Raw genomic sequence first — 12,754 nt, 5'->3', positions numbered from 1 at the left:
TGTGCAGTCCTTCCCAAGAGAGATCTCCATGCTTTATCCTGAATTGTTCAAGTCGATGGAAGCCGTGCGCTGGAACCTGGCTACCGATATCCCCTGGGACGATTTCGATGCCAGCAAGTTATCGGACGACCAGGCCTATACCATCAAGATGAACGCCATCACCGAGTGGGCCGCCTTGCCGGCCACCGAGATGTTCCTGCGTGATTTTCGCGAGGACAGCGATTTTTCATCGTTTATGTCGATCTGGTTCTTCGAGGAGCAAAAGCATTCCCTGGTACTGATGGAGTACCTGCGGCGCTTTCGCCCCGAATTGGTGCCCACCGAGGAAGAGCTGCACAAGGTGCGCTTCGAATTCGATCCGGCGCCGGCGCTTGAGACGCTGATGCTGCACTTCTGCGGAGAGGTTCGCCTGAACCACTGGTACCGCCGCGCAGCCGACTGGCATACCGAGCCGGTCATCAAAAGCATTTACAAGACGGTTGCGCAGGACGAGGCTCGTCATGCAGGCGCATATCTGCGTTACATGAAGCGTGCCCTGGTTCATCAGGGCAAGGAATTTGGCCACCAGGCGCGTCTGGCCTTCTCGAAGATCGGCGTCCTGATGGCTTCTGCCCATCGGACGTCTCAGGCGCTGCATCCCACCAACCTGCACGTCAACAAGGCGCTTTACCCTCAGGATACGGTGCAGTCTCAGTTGCCGTCCCCGGGCTGGCTGGAGCACTGGCTTGACAACCAGATCCGTTTCGACGGCGAGTGGGAAGGCAAAGTCAGTACCCGCATTCTGCATAATCTTTCGCTGCTGATGGACCGGACCTTCCACACCGCGCAGGATCTCAATCGCTATCGCAAGCAATTGTCAAAGGAGCTGTCGCCGGCCTGAGCGCCGCTGGCACATGTCTCATGCCTGCTCGTTTCGAATCCAAGTTGCTGACGCGCGATCAATGCCTTGCCGCTGTGCTGGCGGGCAACCTTGCGCGTCCGCTGGTGTTTACCAACGGCGTGTTCGATATCCTGCATCGCGGGCACGTCACCTACCTGGATGCCGCGGCGCAGCTGGGCGGGTCGCTGATTGTTGCCCTGAATACCGATGCATCGGTGCGCAGATTGGGCAAAGGCAGCGATCGCCCACTCAATGCATTGAGTGACCGTGCCGCGCTCATTGCGGCGTTGGCCTGCGTCGATGCCGTGACCAGTTTCGACGAGGACACACCTCAGGCGCTCATCGAGGTGCTGCGGCCTGATGTCATTGTGAAGGGAGGGGATTACGATATGGATGCCTTGCCCGAGACCGCCAGCGTGCGCAGCTGGGGCGGGCGTGCCGTAGCCATTCCCTTCGAATTCGAGCGGTCGACCACGGCGCTGCTGCGCAAGGTGCGAGGAAGCTGAGCGCTCCGCGACATGCCGGGCACAATGGGCTCTTTTGCCGCCGGGCCTGTACGCCAGCCTAGGGGTTCAGCCCCGGGAGGCGGCCCACCACGGCGCGTCGGCCGCCCACTTTCAGGATGCTGGGCGGAACCTGCAGGCGAGCGGACGGCGTGATGTCGGCGGACAGTGCGGGCTGCGTTGTATCCGCGGGCATGCCGCTGCTGCCCGGTGCCGTTGATTTGCCCGCATGCTGATCCGTGGAAACTGTTTGGACTGACGCCGCGGCGGGGTCATCCGCCAGCAAGGCATTGATGGCGACCAGGTCGGCATCGGTCAGACTGCCACTGGCGGCCTTGAGCCGCAGGCTGTCCATGAGCGTGTCGTAGCGCGCCTGTGCCAGGTTGCGCTGGGTTTCGTACAGTTGTTGCTGGGCATTGAGTACATCGATGCTAATACGTACGCCCACTTCGTAGCCTGTGCGGTTGGCCTGCAGAGAGGACCGGCTGGATGCCTCGGCTTCCTGTAAGGCATGAATGCGGGCCAATCCCGACGTTACGCCCGAAAAATACCGCTGTGTTGCCTGGACGGCCTCGCGTTTTGCGTCTTCAAGCTGATAGCGCGCCTGCTGCAGCCGCGAGGCCTGCTCGCGCACGGCGGAGGAGATGCCGCCACCGGCAAAAATAGGTATGGAAATCTGCAGGCCCACGGAGCTGTCCAGGGATCGCGGACCGTTGCCGTTCGTATACAGACCGTTGTCGGAGGCACTGCCAGTCTGGGCTTGAAGGCTGACTGTGGGATAGTGCCCACTCTTGGCGATGTCCATTTGCGCCTGGACCGCGCGTGCGGCCAGGTCAGCCTGAAGGACGTCCAGGTTGGCGGTTGCGGATTGCTGTGTCCAGGCGTCCAGGCGGTTGGGTACAGGCGGGGGCAGTTGGGCATCCGGCGCCAATGCCGCCAGCGTGCCAGGCCGCTCCGAAATAATGCGCGCCAGCGCATCCTGGCTGACCTGCAGTGCGTTGCGGGCAAGCAGTTCGTTGGCCTTGATGAGGTCCAGTCGCGCCTGGGCCTCGTAGGTATCGGTAATGGTGGTGCTGCCGAGTTCGAAACTCTGTCTGGCTGCCTGCAACTGCGTTTCCACGGCGTTTTTTTCCGCCAGCAGCGCGCGTAGATTGTCTTGGGCGGCAAGGATGTCGAAATAGGCTTGGGCAACCCGCAGAATCAGATCCTGATATGCATCAGCCTGGGCGACCTCGCTCGCATGGGCCAGGGATTTTGCGCGATCCAGTGCGCTCCATGCGCCCGCGTCGAAGATGGGTTGCGTGAGGGTGAGCGCCCAATAAGCGCGGCTATCGCTTTGCCGGTTGCGCAACGTGGAAGTACGGCGCCGGTCTATGGCCTCGCCCGTGGCGTCGGCGGAGATGTACGGCAGCAGCAAGGCCCTGGCCTGGGGGATGAGCTCCTGGTCGGCGGCGCGAGCGGCTCCGCTGGCCGCATAGGCGGGATCACGCTGAAGTGCCTTATGCCAGACCTGCAGGAGATCCTGACCATGCGCCGGCAGCGCGCATGCCGCGACCAGCAGCGCGAGCCCCGCAGCCTGATGGCAGCGCCCGCGCGCCATGTCTAGAACTTGAAATGAGAGACCGCGACGCCACGCAGCGGCTTGATGACCGTATCGAACAGATGGACGGTATCAAAGCTGGCGGCGCTGGTGCGTGTGATCCGGCAGGCGGTCATGATGGGGTTCTGGCCGACAACCACAACCAGACGGCCGCCAATGCAAAGCTGATACTTGAGGGCATCCGGTACGACCGGCACCGAGCCCGTGACTAGGATGGCGTCGTATTCGGTGGTGCCCCAGCCCGCATGGGCGTCGCCAACCTCGACTTTGACATTATCGACCTGGCTGCGCTGCAGGTTTTCCTGGGCAAAGGCAGCCAGGCGGCTGTCGACTTCGATGCTGGTTACTTGCTGCGCAAGCTGGCCCAGAAGGGCGGCCTGATATCCCGAACCGGTGCCGATCTCCAGCACGCAGTCCGTGGGCTGCAGCAGCAGTTCCTGGGCGAGGCGGGCCTCCAACTTGGGCGCCAGCATGGATTCGCGCGTGTCGACCGCGTTGATAATGAGGGGCAGTTCGACATCGGAAAATGCCAGGCCCTGCATGGGCGGCGGGACATAGCGCTCACGCTGGACGTCGAACAGCGCCTGCAGCACACGGAAATCGAGCACTTCCCAGGTACGGATCTGCTGCTCGACCATGTTGAAGCGGGCTTGTTCGATTTCAGACAGTGCAGTGACGTTCATGGTTCTACAAACAAAAATGATGGGTGACGGCGGCAGTGCGCACAGAACGCCTGCCCAGGGCTGCAACAGCCCCAATGATGGCTACTATAGCGTATTTGCCGACTTTACGGGCATGGCGCAAGCGCGGCCAGACTCAGCTCGTGGTGCTCCACCAGCGGTGGAAATGCTGCACTGGTCCATGGCCATCGCCTACCTCCAGATCGTTGGAGCGTGCGATGGCGTTGACCAGGTAGGCCTTGGCCTGGCTGGCAGCCTCGGGCACCGTGCCCAAGCGTGGCAGCAAGGCAGCAAGCGCGGCGGATAGCGTGCAGCCTGTGCCGTGCGTGTTGCGGGTTTCAATGCGGCGCCCGGGAAGCTCTATGAGGCGGTCGCCGTCATGCAGAACGTCGATCGTTTCACTGCCGGGCAGATGACCGCCCTTCAGGAATACCCAGCGTTCGCCGTCATCCGCCATCAATCTGCGCAGCTTTTCGGCAACGCGCCGCATTTCCTTCAGCGACTCGACAGGCGCGGCGCCCAACAGCACGCCCGCCTCGGGCAGGTTGGGTGTGATCATGCTTGCCAGCGGAATCATGCTTTCGCGCAGCTCGTCCACAGCGCTGCGCTCGAGGAGATGGTCTCCGCTTTTTGCCACCATGACCGGATCCAGCACTAGATGGGGCGGCTTCCAGTGCGCCATGCGGTCGGCTACCGTGCGGGTGACCGCCTTGTGGCCCAGCATGCCGATCTTGACCGCATCGATGCGCACGTCGTCGAAGAGGGTGTCGATCTGCTGGGCCACGAACTCGGTAGGCACCGGGCAGATGCCCGTGACGCCGCGCGTGTTCTGGGCGGTCAGCGCGGCGATGACGGCTGTGCCGTATGCGCCCAGCGCGCTCATGGTCTTGATGTCAGCCAATGTGCCGGCCCCGCCGGACGGGTCGACGCCGGCAATGGTGAGGGTGTTTGGAATCATGATTGGATATTGTCGGGCTTCTCTGGCCGCCCGCATCAGGGAGGGGCGGAGAACATTACCCTCTATTTTAGAGCATGCGCCTGGGACGTGCGGCGCGAAAGCGCCTGGCGGATCTGGTCGATCCGGGCGCACAGCTGCCCGGCGGTGTCCACCAGGCGGGGTCCAGGCCGAAACAGGCTGTCTGGGTCGAGGCCTATCACGTGGCCCGCGCGCGCGGCCGGCAGGCCGGCTTCGGACCAGCGCCGGCGGACGGATGCCACGGCCGCCTCATCCTGGAAAGGAACGATCAGCGCGTCGGGCCCGCGAAGCAGTACGCTTTCGCGACTGGCTTGCGCGGCCGGCATGCTGATGTCGGAGAAAATATTTGTCGCGCCGCATGAGCGCAGCATGTCTTCCAGCACAGGGTCGCCTGCGATGACATACAACGGCGGTTCGCTTATCTCGATAACGACCGATACGGGGGTGCGCTGGGCATAACGCTGGCGCAACGCGGCAATGTTTTGCGCCAGTGCTGCGGCGGCGGGCGCCGCGGCCGCGGTGGTGCCAAAGAGCATGCCCATGCGCAGGATCTGCGCGGGAATATCGTCCAGCGACCGGGGTGCGGAATAGTCAAGCCTGATGTGTGCCTGCTCCAGCGTGGGCGCCAGCTGGCGTGTCGCGTTGTTGGCGCGCCAGGCCAGAACGATATCAGGATCGAGCGCCAGCACCGCCTCGGCGCTGACCGATAGGCCGTCACCCACGCGTGGAATGGAGCGCGCCTGGGGCGGAAAGTCGCTGCGCAGCACCGTTCCGGCGACATGCTTGCCGGCGCCCGCGGCGAAGATCAGCTCCGTGATGTGCGGCGCCAGTGCGATGGCTCTTTCATAGGGAGGGCCGCCAGCGGCGAGCGCCAGGCGTGCCGCCAGCAGGGCGGAGATGGCCAGGAGGACGCGCATGCTCATGCCGGGGTGCTACATTTTCAGGGCCAGGTTCACGAAAACCGTTGACCCCATTGTGTTGTAGCCGTACAGCGCGGTGTAATCCCTGCCTAGCACGTTGTCCCAGCGGACCTGGATGGCCGCGTGCCGGTTCAGATCATATGCGGCGGTCAGGTTCAGCAGGCCGTAGCCGCCCAGTCGTGTGCGCTGCGATTGGAAGGTGACGGGGTCGGTGGCCATATCGTAGCGCTTGCCGGTGAACTGGTATTCTGCGCCCAGGGAAAGGTCGTGCAGTCGTTGTGTTACGCCCACGCGATACACCTGGCGCGCGCGACGTATGAGTTGTTCGCCGGTATTGTCATCCTGGGCATCCAGAAAATCGGCGCTGCCGTGAATTGTGGTGTCATCGAGCGTATAGGCGCCGGTGATTGTGATGCCGCGCAGCGTGGCACTGTCGACGTTGCGCGGCATGCAGCCGCCCGCGTCGCACACCGAGGCATTGATGAGATCGCGTACCTTGTTCCGGTAGACGGTCATGCCCAGACGCAGCGCGTCTGTGTGATACGCCAGCCGTCCCTCGATGTTGCGTGATCGCTCCGGCTTCAGGTCGAGATTCCCGCTGTAGCCGAATGCGGCCGGATAGTACAGGTCGGTGAACGTGGGCGCGCGAAAGCCGGTATTGCCGGACACGCCCACCGTCCAGTGGCTGCCAAGATCCAAATCGTAGCCTAGGCCGCCGGTGGTTTCATCGCCATAGCCGGTAATGTTGTCATTGCGCAGATTGGCCTGAATGTGGTGTGGACCGAAATTGCCCCGGTAGATCAGGCCGGCGGCATTGGTATTGCGTTTGTCCTCGTCATAATGACTGCTGTGCCGCATGCGTTCTTCCAGGCGCTCCAGAACCACCGTCAGGCGCTGGTCGTCCGCGAACCGGATGTCGTTCTGCCAAAGGTATGACCGCAGCAGGCTGTCATAGGTCGTATCGCCATAGGCCGCGCGGCTGTCGACGGCATCGCGGGTGAGGGCAAAGCGCAGCGTGCTGGTCCAGGCGTCGGTGATGTCGTCGACGCTGGACAGTGTGTAGGCCTGCTCCCGGATGAGGGCGAGGGCGGGCTCGGCAAACATGCCGCTGTCGGTGTCGCCGCGAAGATAGCTGTTGTAGGCGGTGAGACTGACGCGGTGGCCCGCGCGCCACGTGCGCCCAAGTGAGCCCGACCAGGCATGGCGGGTGTAGCCGTCGCGGTCGGGGCTATAGGAGAATGCGTTGTTGGGGTTGGTGGCATCGATGCCGTCGCTGTCGGCCATGCTGCTGGAGAAGGCGTAATCCCAGCCGCCGCTCGCGCCGGAAAGGCCGGTGCTGGACATGAAGGTGTTGTGCGTGCCCAGGCCCGTATTGAGCCAGGCAGACAGAGGGCGGTCGCCGTCCCCCTTGCGCGTGATGATGTTGATGACGCCGCCAATGGCGTCTGAGCCATACAGGCTGCTCGCCGCGCCGCGCAGGATTTCGATACGCTCTATGGTGGACGGATCAAGCGCCTGCCAGTTGAAGCCGCCCTGGACCGCGCTGTTCATGCGCACGCCGTCCACCAGAACCAGCGTGTGGACGGGATTTGTTCCCCGCAAATAAAGGCCGGTGACGCCTTGCGGGCCGCCGTTGGCGGTAATTTGTATGTCGGGCTGGCGCGATAATATCTGCGCCACACTATCGCCCTGAGCAGTGTCCAGCATATGCCTGTCAACGATGGACACATCGCCGATGACGTTGCGGCTGGACTCAGGCGCACGGCTGGCAGTAACCACGACTTCGTCGAGTTGCGCAACGGGCGCAGAGGATTGCGCCGAGGCGGCGTATAGGGGAAGCAAACAGATAAGCGCGGCGGGAGAAAGCCGGCGAAAATGCGTAGGCATGATGGAAACCCTGTAAAACGTGCGTCCCCGCACGTCGTGAAACAACGATGAACGCCAACGCGCAGGCGGGGCGGACTCCTCCGTGGCAGAGCAGCCAGCCGCCGCTCCTGCAGCGTGGAGCGAACGGAAAAGGGCGACTGAGGCTGGTGTCGGGCTGCATGCTCAACATGCTTACCGTTGCGGGGGCAGCACAGATTGCCACACGCCTGCTGCAGGCGCGGATTCTGTTTCCCATTTGACTTTCGCAGGGCAGGCTTATGCCGTGCCCCGAAAGCACCTCATTCGTTACGAAATATAGCATGCTGGATGTCGGCGCCTCGGCTGGATACCGGATACTGTTCATGTTGTGTTACTGGACGGTTGTATGATCGAAGTTGAGGCGGGCATCGGCATCGCCATATCGGGATCCAGGAGGAAAGAGGCATGGCCAGGGTGGCAATCGTAGGGTGCGGTGCAATGGGGTCGGTGTATGCCGGATTGATGGCGGACGCCGGACACGAGGTGCATGCGGTGACATTGTGGGCGGACCATGCCCAGGCCATGGCGCGCGAAGGCATACGGGTTTCAGGCGCCAGCGGCGATCGCAGGGCGCGCCTGGCCAGCGCTTCGACGACGACCGATGGTATTGGAGTATGCGATCTGGCCATTATCGCGGCCAAGGCCTATGACGTGGAGAGCGCCGCGCAGGCGACCGTGCCGCTGGTGGGCGCCGGCACGGTCGTGCAGACCATACAGAACGGATTGGGTTCGCCCGAACGCGTTGCCCTGCATGTGCCAGCATCGCGCATGGCGGTGGGCATCGTGGGCGGCTACGGTGCCTCGCTCGTGGAGCCGGGCCATGTCCACCACAACGGACGCGAAGTGACCTGGTTCGGCAAATACACGGATCTACCCGATGAGCAACTGGCGCAGTCGGCGGATATCTGGCGCAGTGCGGGTTTCGAGGTGGCATTGCACGAGGACGTGCAGAGCATGGTTTGGAAAAAGCTCATCATGAACGTGGCGTATTCAGGCTCATCCTGCGTGACCGGCCTGACCATTGGGCAGATCATCCATAATCCAGACGCCTGGAGGATTGCGCGGGCCTGCTCCGAAGAGGCGGTTGCGGTGGCAGCCGCACTGGGCATCGACCTGGGGCTGGATGATCCCATCGGCCATGTCCGGCATCTGGGGGGGCGGATTCCCGATGCACGCCCATCCATGCTGCTCGATGCAATCGCTGGGCGGCGCGGCGAAATTGATGCGATCAATGGCAGTATTCCTCGGTTGGGCGCGCCGCTGGGCGTGCCGACACCCGTCAACGATGTCATTGTCGGCATCGTGAAGGCGCGGGAGAGCAGGCTGGGGCAGGGCTGACCCCGTTGCCGGCGCATAACGCGGCGCTGCGTGCGCCGCCGTGCATGCGCTGTGCGCATGGGGCGCAGCGCAATTCTCCCGGTAAGAGGTAATGCATGCCCGCCACCGCGCCCGAATGGCCCGCGGCGATACAATGACCGTTTTCACAAGTCATTGATCCAGTTCAGGAACGCCGTGTCTTATCCCGCCTTGCCCTATCCCCTGTCCGACTATACACGTGGCGCCGAATTCGCCCGCCTTCTTGGCGAGCGCATTCTGATCCTGGATGGCGCCATGGGAACGATGATCCAGCAGTACAAGCTGACCGAGGATGATTTCCGCGGCAAGCGGTTTGCCGATCACGGCAAAGATGTCAAGGGCAACAACGAGCTGCTCAGTCTCGTGCGGCCGGACATCATCAGCGAGATACACAGACAATATCTGGAAGCCGGCGCGGATGTCATTGAAACCAATACGTTCGGCGCCACGGCGATTGCTCAGGGTGACTACGGTTTGCCGGAGCTGGCTTACGAACTGAATCGTGCGTCGGCCTCTCTGGCGCGTGAAGCCTGCGATGCTTTTAGCACGCCCGACCGGCCGCGATTCGTTGCCGGGGCGCTTGGGCCGCAGCCCAAGACGGCATCCATCTCGCCAGATGTCAACGACCCTGGCGCGCGCAACGTCACCTTCGAGCAGCTACGCGACGCTTATATGGAACAGCTCGAGGGCTTGCTCGATGGCGGCATCGATATCGTCCTGATTGAAACCATTTTTGACACGCTTAATGCAAAGGCCGCCATCTTCGCGGTCGAGACGGTATTCGAGTCCCGGCGCGTGCGTCTGCCCGTGATGATTTCAGGCACTGTCACCGACGCATCGGGCCGCATCCTCTCTGGCCAGACCGTCGAGGCGTTCTGGAACTCCGTGCGGCATGCGCGGCCTATCACGATCGGGTTGAACTGCGCCCTGGGCGCCGCGCTCATGCGCCCCTATATTGCGGAGCTGGCCAAGATCTGCGATACCTATGTCTGTGTCTATCCCAATGCCGGCCTGCCCAATCCCATGGCGGAGACGGGCTTCGACGAAACCCCGGCGGATACATCCTCGCTGCTCGAGGGGTTTGCCCGCGATGGCCTGGTCAATATGGCCGGCGGGTGCTGCGGCACGACGCCAGACCATATCAAGGCTATTGCGGCCAAGGTGGCGGACCTGCCTGTGCGTGTCGTGCCCGACATCCCGGTCAAGACACGGCTTTCTGGGCTGGAGCCATTGACCATCGACGAGGACAGCCTGTTCGTCAATGTGGGCGAGCGCACCAACGTTACCGGCAGCAAGAAGTTTCTGCGCCTGATTCGCGAGGAGCAATATGAAGAGGCGCTCTCGGTGGCACGCCAGCAGGTGGAAAGCGGCGCCCAGATTATTGATGTGAACATGGACGAGGCGATGCTCGACTCGGCATCCTGCATGCGCCGGTTCCTGAACCTGATCGCTTCCGAGCCTGACATAGCCCGCGTGCCCATCATGATAGACAGCTCCAAGTGGGAGGTCATCGAGCAAGGCCTGCGCGCGGTGCAGGGCAAGTCCGTGGTCAATTCCATTTCCATGAAGGAAGGCGAAGCGCCCTTCTTGGAGCACGCCCGACTGTGCCGCAAGTACGGGGCCGCGGTGATCGTCATGGCGTTCGACGAGCAAGGCCAGGCAGACAACCTGGAGAAGCGCAAGCAGATATGCGAGCGCGCCTACCGCCTGCTGGTCGACAAAGTGGGATTCCCGCCGGAGGACATCATCTTCGATCCCAATGTGTTTGCGATCGCCACGGGTATCGAAGAGCATAACCATTATGCCGTGGACTTTATCGAGGCCACAGGCTGGATCACGCGCAATCTGCCGCATGCGCGCGTGTCGGGCGGCATTTCGAACGTCAGCTTCTCTTTCCGCGGCAACGAAGCGATGCGCGAAGCCATCCATGCGGTGTTCCTGTATTACGCCATCCGGCAGGGCCTGACCATGGGAATCGTCAATGCCGGCCAGTTGGGTGTCTACCAGGACATCGACAAAAAAGTGCTGGACATGGTCGAAGATGTTGTGCTGGATCGTGCCGACCCATTGGGCAGGACTGATCCGGCAGACGAGCGCACGTCAACCGAGCGGCTGGTGGAGCTGGCCGAAAGCATCAAGGGCTCGGGCGCGAAGAAGGAAGAGGATCTGTCCTGGCGCGAGCAGGAGGTCGAAGCGCGTCTATCGCACGCGCTGGTGCACGGCATCACCACTTTTATCGTCGAGGATACCGAGGAAGTTAGACAGAAGATCGCGGCGCGGGGCGGACGGCCCATTCAGGTGATAGAAGGCCCGCTGATGGATGGCATGAATATTGTGGGCGACCTCTTCGGCGCCGGCAAAATGTTTCTGCCGCAGGTGGTCAAGAGCGCTCGTGTCATGAAGCAGGCCGTGGCGCATCTCATCCCTTTCATCGAGGAAGAGAAGAAACAGATAGAGGCCGCGGGAGGCGATGTGCGCTCCAAGGGCAAGGTTGTCATCGCCACCGTAAAGGGCGACGTGCATGACATTGGCAAGAATATCGTGACTGTCGTGCTTCAGTGCAATAACTTCGAAGTCGTCAACATGGGCGTCATGGTGCCCTGTTCAGACATTCTGGCCAAGGCCAAGGAAGAGAATGCGGACATGGTGGGCCTGTCCGGCCTGATCACGCCCAGTCTCGAGGAAATGGCCTATGTGGCTTCCGAGATGCAGCGGGACGACTACTTCCGTGAACGCAAGCTGCCTTTGCTGGTGGGCGGCGCCACGACAAGCAGAGTGCATACGGCGGTGAAGATCGCGCCCAAATATGAAGGCCCCGTGATCTATGTGCCGGATGCCAGCCGGTCCGTTGGGGTGGCGACCAACCTGATGTCCGACCAGGCGGCCCAGTTCGTGGCCGAGGTGGCCGAGGAGTACGAACTGGTGCGCAAGCGCCACGCCAACCGCAAGGCCACCCCGATCATCAGCCTGGCCCAGGCGCGCGCGGCGCGACCGGCCATAGACTGGACCAGCTATCAGCCGCCGCGCCCTCATTATCTGGGGCGCCGCGCCTTCAAGAATTACGACCTGAACGAAATAGCCTCTTTTGTGGATTGGACACCGTTTTTCCAGACCTGGAGCCTGTTCGGCCAATATCCCGCCATCCTGGATGACAAGGTTGTCGGAGAGCAGGCGCGCAAGGTATTTGCCGACGGACAGGAGATGCTGCGCCGTATCATCGAGGGGCGCTGGCTGACGGCCAGCGGTGTCGTCGCCTTCTACCCGGCCAATACTGTCAACGAGGAGGACATAGAAGTCTATGCGGATGAAAGCCGTTCCGATGTCCTGTTCACCTGGCGCAATGTGCGCCAGCAGACGCAAAAGCGGGGGGGCGTGGACAACAAATGCCTGGCCGATTACATTGCGCCCCGGGAAACCGGCGTGGCCGATTATATCGGCCTGTTCGCCGTAACCGGCGGGCTGGGCATGGAGAAGCACGAGAAGATGTTTATGGACGCCAATGACGACTACTCGGTCATCATGCTCAAGGCGGTGGGAGACCGGCTGGCGGAGGGGTTTGCCGAATGCCTCCATGCACGGGTGAGGCGCGACCTGTGGGGTTACGCTGCGGACGAGGCCTTGAGCAATGAGGACCTAATCGCCGAAAAGTACCAGGGTATTCGTCCGGCGCCAGGCTATCCCGCCTGCCCCGAGCATGTGGTCAAGCGCGATATGTTTCGCGTCATGGACTGCGAGGAAATCGGCATGCAACTGACTGACAGTTATGCGATGTATCCCGCATCCAGCGTGTCCGGTTTCTATCTGAGTCACCCAGCGTCCAAGTATTTCAATGTGGGCAACATAGGCGGCGATCAATTGCAGGACTATATACGCCGCAGCGGCCGCGACGAGGACGACGTCAGGCGAACGCTGGCCAGCGTGCTGGGGTGAGCGG

The 12,754-nt window shown here is 62.3% G+C and carries 9 protein-coding genes and 1 riboswitch; of the genes, 4 read left to right on the top strand and 5 right to left on the bottom strand.

Annotation, left to right across the window (positions count from 1 at the left end):
- Nucleotides 1-28: 28 nt before the first annotated feature.
- Nucleotides 29-880, top strand: a complete 852-nt coding sequence (locus ERD78_RS10605) for a ferritin family protein (protein ID WP_129969276.1) — start codon at nucleotides 29-31, stop codon at nucleotides 878-880.
- 20 nt (nucleotides 881-900) lie between these two features.
- Nucleotides 901-1,386, top strand: a complete 486-nt coding sequence (rfaE2, locus tag ERD78_RS10600; protein ID WP_129969275.1) for a D-glycero-beta-D-manno-heptose 1-phosphate adenylyltransferase — start codon at nucleotides 901-903, stop codon at nucleotides 1,384-1,386.
- A 58-nt stretch (nucleotides 1,387-1,444) separates the two neighbouring features.
- On the opposite strand, the gene ERD78_RS10595 is transcribed toward rfaE2, so the two are convergent.
- From ERD78_RS10595 to ERD78_RS10575, 5 genes are all read right to left on the bottom strand, one after another.
- Nucleotides 1,445-2,983 carry a TolC family outer membrane protein gene (locus ERD78_RS10595; protein WP_129969274.1) on the bottom strand — a complete coding sequence of 513 codons (1,539 nt, stop codon included), beginning with the start codon at nucleotides 2,981-2,983 and terminating at the stop codon, nucleotides 1,445-1,447.
- A 2-nt stretch (nucleotides 2,984-2,985) separates the two neighbouring features.
- Complete coding sequence (locus tag ERD78_RS10590; RefSeq protein ID WP_129969273.1) at nucleotides 2,986-3,666, bottom strand: protein-L-isoaspartate O-methyltransferase family protein; 681 nt, start codon at nucleotides 3,664-3,666, stop codon at nucleotides 2,986-2,988.
- A 133-nt stretch (nucleotides 3,667-3,799) separates the two neighbouring features.
- Nucleotides 3,800-4,621: a bifunctional hydroxymethylpyrimidine kinase/phosphomethylpyrimidine kinase gene (gene thiD, locus ERD78_RS10585; RefSeq protein WP_129969272.1), complete on the bottom strand. Its 822-nt coding sequence runs from the start codon at nucleotides 4,619-4,621 to the stop codon at nucleotides 3,800-3,802.
- A 62-nt stretch (nucleotides 4,622-4,683) separates the two neighbouring features.
- Nucleotides 4,684-5,562 (bottom strand): ABC transporter substrate-binding protein, encoded by an 879-nt coding sequence (locus tag ERD78_RS10580; RefSeq protein ID WP_129969271.1) that lies wholly within the window; start codon nucleotides 5,560-5,562, stop codon nucleotides 4,684-4,686.
- 9 nt (nucleotides 5,563-5,571) lie between these two features.
- Nucleotides 5,572-7,446 (bottom strand): TonB-dependent receptor domain-containing protein, encoded by a 1,875-nt coding sequence (locus ERD78_RS10575; protein WP_129969270.1) that lies wholly within the window; start codon nucleotides 7,444-7,446, stop codon nucleotides 5,572-5,574.
- Nucleotides 7,447-7,570: 124 nt separating this feature from the next.
- Nucleotides 7,571-7,742: riboswitch (cobalamin riboswitch) on the bottom strand.
- A 127-nt stretch (nucleotides 7,743-7,869) separates the two neighbouring features.
- Here ERD78_RS10575 and ERD78_RS10570 point away from each other — a divergent pair.
- Together ERD78_RS10570 and metH are read left to right on the top strand one after the other, a co-directional pair.
- On the top strand, nucleotides 7,870-8,802 hold the full coding sequence (locus ERD78_RS10570; protein ID WP_129969269.1) for a ketopantoate reductase family protein: 933 nt from the start codon (nucleotides 7,870-7,872) through the stop codon (nucleotides 8,800-8,802).
- A 174-nt stretch (nucleotides 8,803-8,976) separates the two neighbouring features.
- Nucleotides 8,977-12,750 carry a methionine synthase gene (gene metH / locus ERD78_RS10565; protein WP_129969268.1) on the top strand — a complete coding sequence of 1,258 codons (3,774 nt, stop codon included), beginning with the start codon at nucleotides 8,977-8,979 and terminating at the stop codon, nucleotides 12,748-12,750.
- Nucleotides 12,751-12,754 lie beyond the last annotated feature (4 nt).

It is taken from the genome of Allopusillimonas soli (genome assembly GCF_004153445.1).
Lineage (GTDB): Bacteria > Pseudomonadota > Gammaproteobacteria > Burkholderiales > Burkholderiaceae_B > Allopusillimonas > Allopusillimonas soli.
This window is presented reverse-complemented; position numbering and strand designations above follow the sequence as displayed.